Origin of the sequence: Marinococcus halophilus (genome assembly GCF_900166605.1) — a bacterium.
GTDB lineage: Bacteria > Bacillota > Bacilli > Bacillales > Marinococcaceae > Marinococcus > Marinococcus halophilus.
The window spans coordinates 1,780,939-1,797,568 of sequence record NZ_FVZD01000006.1; the positions used below are offsets into that span (position 1 = coordinate 1,780,939).

Annotated in this window: 18 protein-coding genes; 5 read left to right on the forward strand and 13 right to left on the reverse strand. The window is 42.7% G+C overall.

Going from position 1 to position 16,630, the window contains the following annotated elements; translation table 11 throughout:
• Positions 1-4 precede the first annotated feature (4 nt).
• The 3 genes from B5066_RS15065 (at position 5) to B5066_RS15075 (ending at position 3,011) form a co-directional block, all read left to right on the forward strand.
• Positions 5-1,006 (forward strand): glycoside hydrolase family 43 protein, encoded by a 1,002-nt coding sequence (locus B5066_RS15065; protein ID WP_079476720.1) that lies wholly within the window; start codon positions 5-7, stop codon positions 1,004-1,006.
• Positions 999-2,249, forward strand: coding sequence for an oligosaccharide MFS transporter (locus tag B5066_RS15070; RefSeq protein WP_079476721.1), 1,251 nt, complete (start codon positions 999-1,001; stop codon positions 2,247-2,249). Before B5066_RS15065 ends, B5066_RS15070 begins: the two co-directional genes overlap by 8 nt.
• A 72-nt stretch (positions 2,250-2,321) precedes the next feature.
• Positions 2,322-3,011 carry an L-ribulose-5-phosphate 4-epimerase gene (locus B5066_RS15075; RefSeq protein ID WP_079476722.1) on the forward strand — a complete coding sequence of 230 codons (690 nt, stop codon included), beginning with the start codon at positions 2,322-2,324 and terminating at the stop codon, positions 3,009-3,011.
• Positions 3,012-3,236: 225 nt separating this feature from the next.
• Here the strand turns inward: B5066_RS15075 and B5066_RS15080 are convergent, their stop codons facing one another.
• The 4 genes from B5066_RS15080 to B5066_RS15100 form a co-directional block, all read right to left on the reverse strand.
• The gene (locus B5066_RS15080) at positions 3,237-3,980 is read right to left on the reverse strand and encodes an amidohydrolase family protein (protein ID WP_079476723.1); all 744 of its coding nucleotides are present in this window, start codon (positions 3,978-3,980) and stop codon (positions 3,237-3,239) included.
• A gap of 24 nt (positions 3,981-4,004) precedes the next feature.
• Positions 4,005-4,961: an arsenic resistance protein gene (locus tag B5066_RS15085; RefSeq protein WP_079476724.1), complete on the reverse strand. Its 957-nt coding sequence runs from the start codon at positions 4,959-4,961 to the stop codon at positions 4,005-4,007.
• A gap of 1,093 nt (positions 4,962-6,054) precedes the next feature.
• On the reverse strand, positions 6,055-6,369 hold the full coding sequence (locus B5066_RS15095) for a DMT family transporter (RefSeq protein WP_079476725.1): 315 nt from the start codon (positions 6,367-6,369) through the stop codon (positions 6,055-6,057).
• A complete protein-coding gene (locus tag B5066_RS15100) occupies positions 6,369-6,716 on the reverse strand; it encodes a DMT family transporter (protein ID WP_079476726.1) in 348 nt (115 codons plus the stop codon). Before B5066_RS15100 ends, B5066_RS15095 begins: the two co-directional genes overlap by 1 nt.
• Before the next feature lie 36 nt (positions 6,717-6,752).
• On the opposite strand from B5066_RS15100, the gene B5066_RS15105 reads away from it, so the two are divergent.
• Entirely contained in the window at positions 6,753-7,586 is an 834-nt protein-coding gene (locus B5066_RS15105) for a LysR family transcriptional regulator (protein WP_079476727.1), read from the forward strand.
• Positions 7,587-7,763: 177 nt separating this feature from the next.
• Here the strand turns inward: B5066_RS15105 and B5066_RS15110 are convergent, their stop codons facing one another.
• The 9 genes from B5066_RS15110 to B5066_RS15150 all read right to left on the reverse strand — a co-directional run bounded on the left by B5066_RS15110 (position 7,764) and on the right by B5066_RS15150 (position 15,868).
• Positions 7,764-7,985 carry a helix-turn-helix domain-containing protein gene (locus B5066_RS15110; protein ID WP_079476728.1) on the reverse strand — a complete coding sequence of 74 codons (222 nt, stop codon included), beginning with the start codon at positions 7,983-7,985 and terminating at the stop codon, positions 7,764-7,766.
• Between the two features lie 10 nt (positions 7,986-7,995).
• On the reverse strand, positions 7,996-8,478 hold the full coding sequence (locus B5066_RS15115) for a DUF2975 domain-containing protein (RefSeq protein WP_079476729.1): 483 nt from the start codon (positions 8,476-8,478) through the stop codon (positions 7,996-7,998).
• A 165-nt stretch (positions 8,479-8,643) separates the two neighbouring features.
• The gene (locus B5066_RS15120) at positions 8,644-8,922 is read right to left on the reverse strand and encodes a hypothetical protein (RefSeq protein WP_079476730.1); all 279 of its coding nucleotides are present in this window, start codon (positions 8,920-8,922) and stop codon (positions 8,644-8,646) included.
• A 172-nt stretch (positions 8,923-9,094) separates the two neighbouring features.
• Complete coding sequence (locus B5066_RS15125) at positions 9,095-9,700, reverse strand: class I SAM-dependent methyltransferase (RefSeq protein ID WP_079476731.1); 606 nt, start codon at positions 9,698-9,700, stop codon at positions 9,095-9,097.
• 123 nt (positions 9,701-9,823) lie between these two features.
• A complete protein-coding gene (locus tag B5066_RS15130; protein WP_079476732.1) occupies positions 9,824-10,696 on the reverse strand; it encodes a DMT family transporter in 873 nt (290 codons plus the stop codon).
• A gap of 708 nt (positions 10,697-11,404) precedes the next feature.
• Positions 11,405-12,907: a malate dehydrogenase (quinone) gene (gene mqo, locus B5066_RS15135; protein ID WP_079476733.1), complete on the reverse strand. Its 1,503-nt coding sequence runs from the start codon at positions 12,905-12,907 to the stop codon at positions 11,405-11,407.
• A gap of 285 nt (positions 12,908-13,192) precedes the next feature.
• Positions 13,193-13,855: a 3D domain-containing protein gene (locus B5066_RS15140; protein ID WP_158219216.1), complete on the reverse strand. Its 663-nt coding sequence runs from the start codon at positions 13,853-13,855 to the stop codon at positions 13,193-13,195.
• Positions 13,856-14,392: 537 nt separating this feature from the next.
• Positions 14,393-15,046, reverse strand: a complete 654-nt coding sequence (locus tag B5066_RS15145; protein ID WP_079476735.1) for a hypothetical protein — start codon at positions 15,044-15,046, stop codon at positions 14,393-14,395.
• A 51-nt stretch (positions 15,047-15,097) separates the two neighbouring features.
• Positions 15,098-15,868 (reverse strand): hypothetical protein, encoded by a 771-nt coding sequence (locus B5066_RS15150; protein ID WP_079476736.1) that lies wholly within the window; start codon positions 15,866-15,868, stop codon positions 15,098-15,100.
• A gap of 419 nt (positions 15,869-16,287) precedes the next feature.
• Between B5066_RS15150 and B5066_RS15160 the strand changes: the two genes are divergently transcribed.
• A complete protein-coding gene (locus B5066_RS15160) occupies positions 16,288-16,620 on the forward strand; it encodes a hypothetical protein (protein ID WP_079476738.1) in 333 nt (110 codons plus the stop codon).
• Positions 16,621-16,630: the final 10 nt, after the last annotated feature.

Consider the following 16,630-nt stretch of genomic DNA (forward strand, 5'->3'; position numbering starts at 1 on the left):
CTTTATGGAAAATTTGTATAACCCTATTGTGTTACAAAGAGCTGATCCTTTTGTATATAAGCATCATGATAGCTTCTATTACTTCACGGGCTCGCATCCTTCCTATGACCGGATTATTTTGAGACGGGCAAAGCATTTAAACGATTTATATGAGGCAAAAGAACATACCGTCTGGAAAAAACACAGCCAGGGGCCTCAAAGCCATTTAATATGGGCTCCTGAAATTCACCAGATAAACGAAAAATGGTACATCTATTATGCTGCCGCTCCAGACGATAACATTGACAACGATACATTCAATCATAGAATGTTTGTCATCGAAAACGAAGCAGACAACCCAATCGAAGGGGAATGGAAAGAAAAAGGTGAAGTAGACACAGGCTGGAGCACTTTTGCGCTGGATGCCACTACCTTTGTGCATAATGGAACCCAATACTACGTATGGGCGCAGCAGGATATGGATATCACGGGCCACTCCAACATCTACATTGCTGAAATGGAAAATCCCTGGACGTTAAAAACTCCCCCTGTTCTGCTCACAAAGCCGGAGCTTCCGTGGGAGATAAAAGGGTTCTGGGTGAACGAAGGCCCGGCTGTTTTGATTAGAAATGGAAAAGTTTTTATCACATACTCAGCAAGTGCCACAGGGATCGATTACTGCATGGGCATGCTGACTAGCAGCTCCAATGCGGATTTACTGGATCCGCGTTCATGGACTAAAAACTCGCAGCCTGTCTTTGAAAGCTATGCCCCAAATAAACAATACGGGCCGGGCCATAACTCGTTTACCGTCTCTGAAGATGGCAGCAGTGACATTTTGATTTATCATGCCCGTAATTACACGGAGATCGCCGGGGACCCCCTTTACGATCCAAATCGTCACGCTCGCGCGCAAGAAATTGCGTGGGACGAGTATGGCAATCCATCGTTTGGCACTCCAGCTCCGGATAACCGCTGGACACCGGATTCAGTGGAGGTCCTGATGGACGGGGGCCGCTATGAATAATTTAAAAAAAGGTAATTTTTGGAATTTCGGAGGCTTAAATTTTTTCTATTTTACAGTTTGGACTTTGATCATCACCTTTTTGCCCCTATGGTTAAATAATGAAGCAAACCTGAACACAGCCCAGGCAGGCATCGTTTTTGCCACTATGTCTGTAGTAGCCATATTTCTTGAACCAATTTATGGTGTCATTCAAGACAAGTTGGGATTAAAAAAGTACTTATTTGCATTTGTGGTCTTGTGTTTATTAATGATCGGTCCTTTTTTCGAATTTGCATTTCTTCCGCTTCTTGGTTTTAACGTAGCGTTTGGAAGTATTGTCGGTGGTGCTTTTTTAAGCTTATGCTTATACAGCGGTGTTGGCGTTGTGGAAGCTTATACAGAAAGGTCCAGCCGGGCCAATGACTTTGAATACGGCCATGCCCGTTTATTTGGATCACTGGCGGGTGGAGTTTTTGCTTTTGTCGGTGGAATAATGTTTGTCCGTGATCCGTTCAGTATTTTTTGGATATGTACTTTCTCCGCTGTTCTTTTGGGCGTGCTGCTTTGGATGGTGCGAGTGAAGAAATTGGATTATCAAAAAGATGAAACGGTCAAGGACGAGACCGCTTATGTGAACAAAGAAAGTATCCTCCAGGTTTTTAAAAGGAAGAGTTTTTGGGGACTTTGTTTACTGATCATCGGCAGTGCCAGTTTATACGATGTATTTGACCAGCAATTCCCTAATTACTTCGTAAGCTTCTTTTCAGAACCTTCGAATGGGGAGTCCATTTTTAGCAGGTTAGCTTCTGTTCAAATATTTTTAGAGGCTGGCTTCATGGTTTTAGCGCCCTGGTTCATTAATAAAATAGGAGCTAAAAACGGATTGATTTTGTATGGAGTAATTCTGTTCATACGAATTATAGGAACTGCTTTTTCCACCACTCCTTTGCTGCTCGCTTTTTGGAAACTGCTGGCAGCGATAGAAATGCCGCTCATGTTGGTGTCTATTATGAAATATATTGTAGGCGTCTTTGATGCACGTCTTTCAGCCACTGTTTACATGCTGGGCTTTAACGTAGCAAAGCAGCTTGGGGTCGCCTTCTTTTCTCTTTTCATGGGAAGCCTTTATGTTAGCTTAGGGTTTCAAAACGCTTATTTCATCATGTCAGCAATCGTTCTGGCATTCATCATCCCTGGCGCTCTGTTAATGAAAAGCGACCAAGCAAAATTAAAGAAAGAGTATCAGGCGCAAAAAGTTTCCTGAGTAGTTTTTAACTAGCTCAAGTAATAATATCATTTCAAATATACTTGTACGTACATTTAAGGAGGTTTTCTCTTGCTGGAACAATTGAAACAGGAAGTGTGCAAGGCGAATCAGGGGCTTGTTGATCATGACCTCGTTACGTTCACCTGGGGGAATGTCAGTGGATTTGATCCCGAGACAGAATTACTCGCTATCAAGCCTTCCGGGGTGCCTTATGAAGAACTCTCCCCCGCGGATATTGTATTGGTGGATTTAAAAGGAAATGTTGTCGAGGGCGATTTAAAGCCCTCCTCTGATACCCCTACCCACATCGAGCTGTATAAAGCTTTTCCAGGAGTCCGGGGTATTGTTCATACGCATTCCGACTGGGGCACGGCCTGGGCCCAGGCCGGTAAAAGCATCCCATGCTCGGGAACCACTCAGGCGGATTATTTTTACGGGGACATTCCCTGCACACGTCAACTAACAAAAGAAGAAGTGCAGAATGGTTATGAAAAAGAAACAGGAACAGTCATTATAGAAGCCATGCAGGGAAAAAATCCTGTGGAAGTACCAGGGATTGTTGTACATGGACATGCACCGTTTGCCTGGGGCGGTTCTCCCGAAGATGCGCTCCATAATGCCGTTGTACTTGAAAAAGTAGCAAAAATGACGTTTCTTTCCTACCAGCTTTCGGGTGAACTTCCTCTTGACGACTATGTGCTTCAAAAGCATTATGAAAGAAAACACGGGGAAAATGCTTATTATGGGCAGTCTAAATAAAAGTAATTAAATTAGTTTAACCGTCACCGTTTTTCGCTCTGCAGATATAAAAGGCCTCCGGATTTCATTTCCGGAGGCCTTTGTCTACAATCTAGAAGAAAAGTATGCTTTATCCAATGTAACGAATTGCGATAAATTAGTACATTGCGGTTCATTATCATCATGTTTCAAGCTGGTACAGAACTTAGAAGCAAAGGCAAAGCTTTCTTTAAATTAAGGTCTGGTTTATTTCAAATACCATTGCCGTGCGTTCGAATACAGAATTTTATCGGCTGCCTTCTCATCAAACAGTTCCTGAATCATTTTCACATCGGCGTACTTAAACGGCCTCTCCGCTCTCGTGGAGGGGAGATCCGTGCCAAACATGAGCGCATCCGGATTCGTATTGTAAATGGATGCTAATGCGTTCCCAAGGTTTAAATCCACACGCCCAAATCCAGTTGCTTTTACCCGCATTCCTTTATCCACCAATTTCAACAAATAAGGCAGTCCCTCCTCTGACAGCCCTAAATGATCAATTGATACCGCAGGAAGCTTGGCAATCGTCGATTCAATCTCCGGAAGTCTGGCGGCATCCATATAAAGTTCGCAATGCCATCCTGCTATTTCATACACTCTTCGGGCAAAGTAGTCCAGGCGGGAAATGTCTTCGGGCCCGCCCCTTCGGATATTAAACCGAACTGCCCTTACTCCGTGATGGTGCAGTCGAACAATCTCCTCATCGGTGACGTTAAATGGCAGCTGCGTCACCCCGTAAAAGGCCGGGCCCATTTGTTGAAGGGTTTTTACCAAATAACCCTGGTCGAGTCCCTGGAAGGATCCGGAAACTATCGCCCCTCCCAACACGTTGAGCGCTCCCGTGTCCTTTTCATAGTCAACTACTAGATATTCCGGCGGCAGATAACCCTGATTTTTCGCTACAGGAAAATCAAAATCAATAATATGGAAATGTGCATCAAACGTTCTCACCGCCTCCCTCCTTTTCCTCTAGTGTTAATTTAACAGGCGTTTACGAGAAGAAAGAAGAAGCTGTGCCACCATCGCAAGCACCAGCAGCTCGATCAGCGGGCCAATCACCAGAGCCAGAGCCGCCAGAGGCTGTCCTGGAAACGCTGTGACGGCGATCGCCAGAGCTACTGGCGAATTTCGTGCTACCGTAGTCAATGTGAGGCTGACCGTATCTGCATACGAAAACCGGAACAACCGCCCTGCCGTCTGGGCTACCGTTACATTAATCACAAAAAATAGAAGAACCGGAAGCACCAGTACAGTAATCACGCTCAAATTATTCAAGAGCGCTGCTCCCTGCGCAGCAAACATCGCAGCCACTGCCAGGGATAAAAAAATTATCTGTGCGTGGGAAAAGAACGGAAGCAGCTTCTGCTCCAGGACATCCGGGCGTTTTCTCCATATGTACTTCGTTCCCTGTGCCAGGAGAAACGGCAGAAGCAGCACTAACAGCACGCTTTCGATGATCGTCGCAAGTGCTACTGTTTCAATTGTTCCCGCAAAAAGGAAAAGATACAGCGGCAAAAGCAGAAACTGTAGAATCATATTCAAAGGAAGAATGGATGTCGACAGTGAAAGATTTCCTTTCGCTATAGATGTAAAAACAAGATACCAATCGGTACAGGGAGTTACCATCAACATGATAAACCCGAGCCATAAAGCCGGATGTCCGTCCAGAAACAACGCACCGAGCCCCCAGGCAAGCAGCGGGGTCCACACAAAATTAATCCCTAGGCTAACACCTAGAAAAGTCCGGTGGGTAAAAGCCTGCCGAAGATCCTTGAGCGGGATGGCCAAAAACAAGCCGTACAGCATCACCAGCAGAAAAGGCACAACCAGCACTTCCGCATAGGCAGCAAGCACAGCTGCCTGCCCGAGGACGAGGCCTGCAATTACCGCCGCCAATATCAATAGAGTCTGAAACTTCTCGATGATATTCATAGACTTTTCCCCTACATAATAAAATCAGTCCGGCACTATATTTTCACATAGCCAGTATATCAAAAAATGGCAGCGCACTTTTCCGGAATTATGATTTTTCACTCCATGCTTATTTTTATCTTTAGAAAAATTTACTAACAATAAACCGCAGGCAAAAAACCGAAAAGACCATACTGTCAGCTTGGAATTATCTTTATTTTCAATATTTTATGATTTTTAAACTGTTTTTCTGAATTGTTAAAGGGTGCCCCGATTTGTATGGCCCGCATAACAATCCGCCGTACCATATGGATAACAAAGGTTGGCAGCGGTATAAAAAAACAAATACCACATGTGAACCTCATTAGTAGAACATCTACTTGTTTTTCCTCTTTTTAGAACCATTGATAGCTAAAAATATTACCACAAACAATGCAATCCATGAGCCTATCCCCATAATCTAAACCTCCTTAACACTCGATTAAGTATCTTATAAAATCTAGATTATACGTAATTTCTATTACTGCCCCTCCTAATTTAATTTTCTTTCCGCCAAACGGGGAACATTCTGCTTTACCGGCACCATTGAATTCGATCATGCTTTTAAATAATTCATAGTCCGCTGGTTGTTCCCATGGAATACACACCAGCTGTTTCGTTTACTCATAGCCCGCAGCGGTTATTTCATCTGAAAAATGGGTGATTGCCGTTTTCTCCGGCGCCGCTGCTAAATGATGTTTAGAAGTGCTGAAGGCAATAATAAAGATCCCGTGATCGGTAAATATCAGCTGATTCCATGCAGTTTTCGAATTCAGCTGTGGAAATTGCTCCTATGGCTACTCCAGAACTTTCTTCGTCCGTCTACGGTGCTCTGAATTTTCTATTTTCTTCAGGTGTTCTGAAAAATTCTCTATGTGTACCCCTCCAGTTAAAATTTTTTTGCTACTCAAGCTTTTTAAAACAGTTTCTATTTATATTTTACCATTAGATAATTAAAAAGAATCCACGACGCGCTTATCAGCGGGCTGGCTAATATTATCTCTAACCTTTAGGATATAAATAAGAGCAGAGGTGAAATACACCCTTGCTTTTTATTGCCTTTTGTCCGGTTTATTTAACTTTGAAGATGCAGCATTAAAACGCCAGCAGCAATCAATACTAAAGATACGAGTTTTTTTCTCGTAAGCGGCTCGTGGAAATAAAGAGCACCAAGTGTTGCCGTTGCTGCGACCATCGCCCCCGACCAGATCGCATACGCGATACTGATGTCCATATATTGAATACTCAACGTCAAAAAATAGATGCATCCAAGAAAGAACAAATAGGCGGCAGCGCTTGGCAGTTTTTTCTGAAACCCTCTGGATAATTTCACCGCCACGTTAGCGATAACAGCAAACACTAAGCTTGTGATTAATAATAATGCGCCCATCACCAAGCTCCTTTATTATAATTTTGCCGTTCAGGAATGTTCAGGCCTACCGTTCCCGCCACTACACATACTACTCCAGCGGCTTTGATAATAGACATGCTTTCCCCAAGAAAAACGGAACCGATCAAAACAACCAGCACCGTACCGCCTCCTGCCCATAAGGCATTGACAATTCCTAACTCATAGTTTTTAGTAAGAATAATGTAGCAGCTGAGCGCGACAATATAACAAAAGGCGACCATCAGCGTCCCTTCCAGATTGGCAAAACCATTAGCCACCTTCATGTAGGCGGCGCCTATCACTTCTAAAATAATAGCAAAACTCAGTAAAGTATAGTATTTTAGCATGGAAACTCCTTTTACTTTCAGAATGGATGTGGACAGATGAATATACGCATGCTGGATTATTTCCTGGCTGTCGCCCAGGAAAAAAACATTTCCAGAGCTTCTAAAAAATTATTTATTTCCCAGCCAGCCTTAAGCAAACAAATTAAACAATTAGAATATATGCTGGGATTCACCCTTTTCGTGCGTTCCTCTCACGGCATGACGTTAACCCACAAAGGAGAAAAGCTATATGAAGATATCGAACCTCTCGTAAGCCAGCTGCAGTCCCGTATGAAAAAACATACAGAAAGCAGAATTATTCACATTGGAGCTGATCCTTTACTGGCTTCGCATTACTTTCCTCAGCATATGGAAACCTTCATGCCTTTTCGCATACAGCTTACACACATCAAGGAAGATACGGTCGATCTGCTGCCACTCCTTCGTGCAGGCAGCATCGACGCGGCTATTGTTCAGGACCGCCCCTATTACCAGGGCTTATCGTCTGCTTTATTATTTCATGATGAATTTTTTGCAGCAATCCCTGCCAATCATCCGTTGGCTCAGTTTGACCGTCTTTCTATGACTCAATGCTTTCAATACGCGCAAATCCTTACCCCATTCACCCCTTTATATCAGCGAATAACCCGCTTGATGGGGGACTTGAATGTTCAGGCTCCTTCTATTATTGAAGTTCCTTATAACGCTATCGTAGGATTTGTAGCCCAGGGGTACGGCATTTCCTATCTTCCTTCTATGATCGTCCAGAAAGTTGACTATCGAGGAGTGGTCTTTATCCCTTTGGAGGACGCCCCTCTCCACCGTGACATGTATCTTTTTGCTACCGACCGGTCCTATCTGGAAATACTGCAGAAAGGCCTCGATCTATAAACAGCGTAATGGTAAATTCGAAACACGCATAATGCTTATCCTTCATATAGATATAACCAAAAGTTATACCTGCCCAAAGACTCTCTTTCCTTATTAAATATAAGGAGCCCTGCACAAAAGCAATACAACACAAAGAACGCCTGCGGGTAAAGCTGCAGCCGTTCTTTATATTCGAAATTAATTTCTCGACTCCCCATCTTCCCGGTACTCTAAAATATCTCCCGGCTGGCACTCCAATGCCCGGCAAATGGCTTCCAGGGTCGAAAAACGTATAGCTTTTGCCTTGCCATTTTTAAGTATAGAAAGATTTGCCATCGTAATGCCGACCTTCTCTGAAAGTTCGGTTACGCTCATTTTCCTTTTCGCAAGCATCACGTCGATATTAATGATCACTGCCAATTCATTCACCTCAGACCGTTAAATCATTTTCATATTGTATATCTATAGCGTGCTGAAATAATTTTTGAAGAACAGCAGCAAAGACTGCTACTACGGCAGGAGCAAATACAAACCCTGCTCCAATAAGGATAACTCCCGGGGCGTCATCTAATTCCGCGAAGATGTAAAATAACGGCATCCCCGCTACATACAGACCGCTGATAACTACCGCGCAGTACTTAATCATTTTCAACGCATTGAGAGCTAATTCCGAAAACGCTTTGTTATTGTCAATGTAATTCAGCAGCTTGAATGCCTGATACAGAGCGATAAAAAAAGGAATTGCTGCCGCATACATTACAGCTAAAATTCCGTACATCACGTAAGCAAACCCTGTTTCGCTTCCCGCTGCTTCTCTCGCAATCACAGGCAGGCCAAACAAACATAAAGCAAGTACCGGAAGTCCAATACAAATTACAGCTATTTTTAAAAAAAGCGTAGAGCCTTTTTTCATGACAAGCACCTCCTTGTTAATGATTTTATTTTATCATTGTTTTTATTGATAATCGATAAATTTTTATTCCTAATCGAATATAAAACACAAATAAAGCAGGACTCGTTTTCATCCAGCCCTGCTTTACTGCAATAAATATTCTTTATCATTTATTCTAGAAGTCAACTATAAATGCTCTTTAATTTTTTGGATAACCTGGTTCGTAGCATCTTCCCCGTCCTCTGCCCGGATCGGGTCTACTTCAATGTAATTGCTGCGGTTAGTTAACTCTTCTGCCCAGCCAATGAAAAGATCTTCTTCATCATCCTTGTCCACAATGGAAATTTCCCAGTGAACGTTTTTGTCCTGCTGCTTCAACTCAAAATAATACTTTGCAATCGGCATTAATTCTGCCCTTGCTTCACCGTCAAACTGTTCTTCTAAACTTTTTGGCTGTTCAGCCATTAAAAATACTCCTCCCATTTGAATGCTTAACTGCGTGCAAAATACTTTGAAACAGCCCAAATATGCCTGCTTCTATTCCTTTATTTCCGTTTATACTTATTATTAATCGTTAAATATGGAAAACAAAACGACAAGCGATTCATTTAAAATTAATCAATACTGCTTTCTTAGATCACTCAGCCGGTTTAGCCCAAACCAAATACAAATATCCCCACTGAGCCTGTTCATATTTTACGATGTGTAGTCGTGATGCCTCAACTAACTTTATAATATCCCGGTCTTGATGGCATCCAAATGCTTTAAAGAAGAAGGGATTCAGCTGACGCTGCAACCATTGAAAGCTCTTACGGTTCATGAGCCCGTGCTCAAGCAGCAGAATTTGTCCTTCATTTTTGCACCATTTATTTAAGAGATTCAATACCCGGATTGGATCTTCGTAGCAGCATAAGGAACCTGTGGAAAGAATCGTGTCAAATCTGTTGGCCGGAAAAGAGAGAGTCTCAACTTCAGACAAAATAAACTCAGCGTTCACCCTGTACTCTTTTGCACCAGCCATGGCCCCTTTGAGCATCTCCGGACTGAAGTCAACGTCGGTATATGCGGCATCGCCGGGCAGAAAAGCATAGTTCATTCCTGCTCCCACAGCTATTTCCAGCGTTTCACCTCTGACAGACCCACATATTCTTTTTCTCCATTTATTACTTGCCTCTTCTTCTCTCTGCTTTTCCTGCTTCCAGGCCCGCCTGTTAAATTTCTGCACCAATTTCTCGTTCTGCATTTATCAGCCCTCCTGTTTTTGTACCTGGACGGACAGCATTTCGAACCAATTGTTGCTGTAATACGAATGGTTTCCTTATATCTATTATACGCTTTTCCACCAGACTGCCGGGATTTTATTGTTCTACAGCTGATAAGCTTTTCGCTGCTGAATTAAAAATAGCCCAACACCGAACAGCACAACTAGTCCGCCCAAAACCTGGAGGGCAACGACTTTTTCCCCGAGAATGAAAAAAGCCAGAATGGTGGCCCCGACTGGTTCTCCTAAAATGGTCATCGAAATAGTAGAGGTGTTAATGAAGTTCAGCAAATGATTGTAAATGACGTGGGCAATCGTCGGAAGGATGGCAAGAAGGACAAATATTTGCCATTCTTCTGCTCCGTATCCACGTATCGAAATTCCGGAAACTGCGTTAAAAACGTGTAGGGAAACGCCGGCCACAAAGAATACAATAAAGCTGTACAGCCAGTGGGAGACCTTTTTTACTACACGCTGGCCAATGAGCAGGTATACAACAACCGCTATTACGCTTAAAAAAGAGAGCAGATTGCCAAGCAATGCGGTACTGCTGCTTCGCCCCAGGTCTCCCAGGCCAATAACTACTACCCCCAGCATCGACAGGCTGATCGTGACTAACTGCGGTACGCTGACTTTCTCCTTATAAATCAAAAAGCCTCCAGCTAAAGCCACTACTGGTTGCAGGGCTAAAATAATAGTAGAGCTTGCTACTGTAGTCAGCTTTAACGACCCAAACCAGAGCGCAAAATGCATACCAAGAAAAATACCCGAAAAAATAAACAGTACCCATTCCTGTTTGTTAATGTTTTTGACGTCGTGCCTATTCAGCCAGACAAACGGCAATAAAAACAGGCTAGCAAGATACATGCGGTACATGCTTAAAACGGCAGCCGGAGCATCGGACCATTTTACAAATATTGCTGCGAAGGAAATGGCGACAACAGAGACTACCAATAAAAACGCTGTGGATTTATTCATCCTTTTTTCTCTCCCTCCTTTATCATTTTCTCTTTATGTTATATATTAAATCGTATCAAACGGGCATTTAAAATTCCGGTATATTATTGCCTATTTCCAGTTACTTTTTTCCGGTGCTTAATTACCCATTATGATTCATGATAGTAGCCCTGATCAGTCTAGAATTTCTTTTTGGAAATCATGAAATTTTATTTGAACATTTATAGTATTTAATAATTTATATTTCTTAAAAATATTATAAAGAATTCTATTCTGTGTAAAAATTAAGGAGAATTCGTTGTGAAGAAAATGCTTTCCGGCTTGCTGGCACTGGCTGTCATTATTGCTCTCAACTGACTCGCTGCCTTCTTTTTTCTGCTGCTTTCATTGAATTTTCGTTTCTCACCGGCCTGGCTGCGGTGATTGTGATAGGCTGGTTTACTTCTTCCGGCAGTTTTTCATTGGAGCACGTTCGTATGCAGACCCAGGGAGATGCTGGGATTAGAATGGAGACAAAGTCTCGCAGCGGCCTCCGGTTTTCGGTGCTCTTTTTTGCTGCGTTGATCTATACTCTCCTCACTTTATTAATTACGTTCTATCATTACTGGGATTTTTTTAATACATATTAGCTTTTTTCTTTACTTTCCATACTACCGGCCTTAAACCAAAAAAGCCTTTTCTCAGCTATTCAAACTGAGAAAAGGCTTTTGGTATTGACCAGATTCAACTTTACGTCATTTGCGGCTGTTTCTGGTTCTTCAACCCAAGCGTGTCTTCGGTGGATTTGTGAATTTCTTCGATCATTTCTGGTTGCTCTGAAAGGTTTATGCCGTACGAAGGGATCATTTCTTTTAGTTTCGGCTCCCATGTATCGAGATATTGCGGGAAGCATTTCTCAATGATTTCGAGCATAATGGATACTGCTGTAGATGCGCCTGGCGACGCTCCGAGAAGGGCTGCTATAGATCCATCTTCCGCATTGATGACCTCTGTTCCGAATTGCAGCGTGCCTTTTCCTTCTTCCGTGTCTTTAATGACCTGCACCCGCTGTCCGGCTACAAGCGGCTCCCAATCCTCTGTTTTCGCACTCGGAACAAATTCTCTTAGTTCTTCCATCCGCTGCTCCTTCGAAAGCATTACTTCCTTGATTAAATACTTAGTCAACGGAATATTTTTGAGACCCGCAGCCATCATCGTAAACAAATTATCTGGTTTGACAGAACCCAGTAAATCCATTAGCGATCCAGTCTTTAAAAACTTTGGCGAGAAACCGGCAAACGGCCCGAACAAAAGCGTTTCCTGGTTATTAATATATCTGGTATCCAGATGCGGTACAGACATTGGCGGTGCTCCGACGGGAGCTTTGCCATACACTTTTCCGAAATGTTTGGATACCACGTCCGGGTCCTGACAGACCATAAACTGGCCGCTTACCGGAAAACCACCAATGCCTTTTCCTTCTGATATACCGGATTTTTGCAGCAGATGCAGGCTGCCACCGCCGCCGCCGATGAATACAAAATCCGCCTCGTGCAACTCCAGAGTTTCTTTTTGATGATTGCGCACCTTTACTTCCCACGTGCCGTCTTCATTTCTCGTAATATCATCTACGTCATGGTTATACTTCATTTCTACATTATTCTTTTCCAAATGGTTAAACAGCTGACTTGTTAATGAGCCGAAGTTCACGTCTGTTCCATCTTCAATTTTAGAAGCAGCTATCGGCTCCTGAATTTTCCGGTCTTTCATCATTAGCGGCATCCACTTTTCAAGCACTTCTGGATTTTCGGAAAATTCCATTCCCGAAAACAACGGGTGTGCCGACATTTTTTCGTAACGTTTCCGTAAAAAGGAAACGTTATGGTCACCGCGCACATAACTGATGTGGGGCAGAGGCATGATGAATTCACGCGGGTTTTGAAGCAGATCACGTTTTACCAGATAAGACCAAAACTGCTTGGATACCTGAAACTTTTCATTGATACTGATTGCCTTACTGATATCAACAGACCCATCGGGCTGCTCTTTTGTGTAATTTAATTCACATAACGCCGCGTGCCCGGTCCCTGCGTTGTTCCATACATTGGAGCTTTCCTCTCCCGGTTTCTCCAGTTTTTCAAATACTTTAATGTTCCAGTCAGGGGACAGCTCTTTTAGCAGTGCACCTAACGTTGCACTCATAATCCCGGCCCCGATTAAAATGATGTCTTTTTCTCCCTGTGGTTTATTCATTATCTTTCATACTCCCTACATAATAGAAAAAGACGTCTCCGTTTAGCGGAAATCTTCCGCCGGTATTTTATTCACGTCAGGGAGGCATCTTTTTCAGTAATTTTTCACCAAATATAGATTATCATTATTAAGTCCAGATTAAAATCATTATTGTTACTATAATAACCGTTTATTACCTCAGAAAAACAATCAATACCATAATAAGGGCCTCTATGATCTTTTTTGCACTAAAAAAACCGGAACCGGGAAATGCTTCCCAGTTCCGGCTAGCTTCTTTTATGGTAATTAGTCGACTACTGTTACTTCAACGTCCTGACGGCCGAATGCGAATGCATCGGATTTCGTTGGTACGTGAATGTCAATGCGGTCATCATTGATGGCACCGCCTGTGTCCGCTGCTTCATACGTGCCCATACCTTCGATTTTCACTGTGGAACCGAGTGGGATTACATCCGGGTCAACAGCGATGACGTTAGCGTCACGATCGTTGTTCAGGTTAACGCCAGTTGCAGTAATGCCGCTGCAGCCTGCACATTCAGCTGTATACGCCGTAGCTTCCATTGTCATGGTTTCACCTTCACTGCTGCTGTCGGAAGACTCGGAAGTTGATGCTCCTGCTACTTCTTCCTCAGAAGAATCAGAAGATCCGCCAAGTGCTGCCTGAGTTTGCGGGCCAGCTACGCCGAAGTAGTCGCCTGCTGGAGAAGAAATATCGTTAGCTTCCTGAAAGTCTTTCACGGCGCTGAGCGTTCTAGGTCCGAATGTAGAACCAGTATAGCCGTGGAAGTAGCCTTTTTCTTTCAACGTGTCTTGAAGCTCTGCTACAGAGGAGTTAACGTCACCGTAGGACATCGAACCGTGGTCGCTGATGGATGCGTCTGCTGCCTGTGGTGCTCCGAATACGACGCCTGCTGTAATTGCTGTACCGAATAGTGTTTTTTTCATCATAAATAATTCATCCTTTGTGATCATAATATTGTTATTCGCCCTGATGACGAAGTCCATTGAAAAGTTTGCCTATATGTTTACTTGTCTTTGTGCCAACACTGCATGGATTGCCAGGTCGTCTTACCGTCGTTTACTTTTTCTGTGCTTTCTCTCAAACACAACGCTACCGATTATGCCTTGAAAAAGTACAAATGGCAATAACATTAATTTAGTTGTAATCTAACCTTAATAGTTTTTCATATTATGTAAAAATGTTGGGTCTTCGTACGTGTATTTGCCGAAAAAAAACCGTATTTCCACTCATTACTAAACAAAATGCGTTTTAAATATTACGCGTTTATTACAAAAAGCACGTTTTTACGTAACATTATCTGCAGCATAAAGAGAAAATTACTTTTAAATTTTTCAATTACAGGGTAAATTCATTAATTTTTACGCCCGGCTGCAGCCGGCAATATTAAAAATCCCTGCAGGCTTTTCTTCTTAGAAGCCTGCAGGGAGCCAATTCTATTCAACTACTATGCAACTGTAAATTCATTATACCTGTTTATATGAAGTAACCTCTAGTTCTTCATCCACGGTGGCTTCGTATGTTTCTACTTTCGTTTTTCTGCCGTCATTGTTCAGCACTTCGATTTTTACATGCCACAGCCCGTTCTTTTCTTCTGTGGAAGTAATACGCTTTGGTTCGGCTACATAGTTTTCGAAAAATGCATTAACGCTGTCCATCACTTCAGTAAGCCGAGGGCCGTTCTGTTTTGATTTTTTCTTTTTAGAAGGCGACGATTTTTCTTTGGAGGCATGATTTGTCGTACTTTCTGCGTTCTTTAATTGTGGCCTGCCTTCTTTTTTAGAAACCATTCTTGCTTTTTTAGGCACCTGTCCTTTATCTTTCTTCTCTGAAGACGAACCTGATGTGCCGGAAAGTTTTGCTTTCGATTTTTCTACGTTCTGCTTTACGCCGTCTTTCGTTTCCCCAGCTTTTTTAAGTGGTTTTTTCAATAAGGAAGCTGTGCCCCCACTTTTATTTTCATCCTCCGACGAATTGTTTTTCTCCTTTTCCGATTCTTCCAAAGACTCGTCCTGACCATCTTTCTTTTTCATTCCTTTTGTGACCATCGGAATAGCGCCTCCGATCAAACTTCCGGCTGCCATTAGTCCGTAGGTAACTTTATCTTTTTTATCAGTCATTATGTTTGCCCCTTTCTTTACTGTTCGAACTTGAATAATTCTTTTAAGCCTCTATCTGTCCGCACGAGGTTTAATGGATAAAAATTTTTCCCCGGTTATGCTGTTATCCCCGGCGCTTTCTTTAATTTCTCTAACTAAATCCTCCCAGGCATTTTGCATAACATCGTTTTTCACTTGCTGCTTGAGTTCTTCTTTGACCTCTGTGTACATTTCATCCTTCCATTCCAAGGCTATGCTACGTGTAATATCATGGACGAGCGTTTTCTGTGCAGCTTCTGATAGAAACGAGGAGGAGGCCGGTGCTTTATTTTCTGGCAGTGTGTGTTCATTCGGGTCTTCGTTATTATTTTCAGCGGGCGTTTTCTCCGTTCCTTGATACGCTTCACTAACCTGCTTCATAATTTCCTCAATCATCCCGTTTTTATTTTCCGCTGTTACTTGCAGCCCACTGTCTACCGCCAATTTTTTTACAGCCTGCTTTTCCATGGAGTAAAGGTTAACCTCTTCTTCATTTCCCTCTTTATTCGTAATAATGACCCCGGCGTAGTTTTCTTTATTTTTTTGGCTGGCAGGCTCTTCTTCTGTAATACCTGGTTTCTTATTTTGAACTGTCAGCTTAGATCCGGCCGCCTGATTTAGGATTTCATTAACCATATCCTGCTTTTTCGTTGCTTTAATCTTTAAGCCGCTGTCTTTTGCCAATGCTCTAATGGCTTTAATACTTAAAACGAGAAGATTGATTCTTTCTTCTACTCCTCCATTATCGACGATGACTACTGCTGATTGCTGGTCTTCGCCGGAAATTGGTTTACGTACAGCCACCGTTATCTCCTCTTTTCTCCCCGCTTCCGGGATTTTTCATGAAACCAATTTTTCAGCCAAACATGCTAATGTTCAAAAAACCTCTATAATTTAACAGTCTTTACCTTATATACCCTGGAATCAAACTTAATAAGTACAAAACTTTCTTCTACCCGTATTTTTAAAAATATCACTGAAGAATAAATACTAATCCCTTCAATAGTTAAGTAATCTCGAAGGGGCCAGATATAGTAACTTACATACACCGGGCCAACGGTGTAGCGGATAACCACTTCCATTCCTGCCTGGATCCCTCTAAAAACATACATGCTTAAGCCTTCTGCCATTCTCCTCTTGTACTTTTATTTTTGCTTTCTGCCGGGAACAGGAAGCTTAGAATTCAAACAATATTTTATCGGGCAGAAAGAAGGGCGGCTATTATGGAAGAAACCAAGTATCGGGCAGTGATGCTGCAAAAGGACGGGACATTGGTAGAACGGCACTATACGAGGAAACAATTATTTGAAGGCGGAAAAAGCGTGAACCTACGAGAAAGCCATTATCATGTGCTTTCTGACGTTTGGGCTGTCGGGTTTTATGAACTACCGGAGGAAATCGAGGAGGTATGGGCTGAAACAAAAGATGCTTCTTTTCCGCTTCCTGCCATCTTTTTCAGCTACAACCAGCATACCGGAGCCATGGCCAATATGAGTGAGACTCTGGTCGAGCAAACAAAAGAAGAAATACAGAAAGCTGAAATCAGTAAACAATAATTCGTGCAAG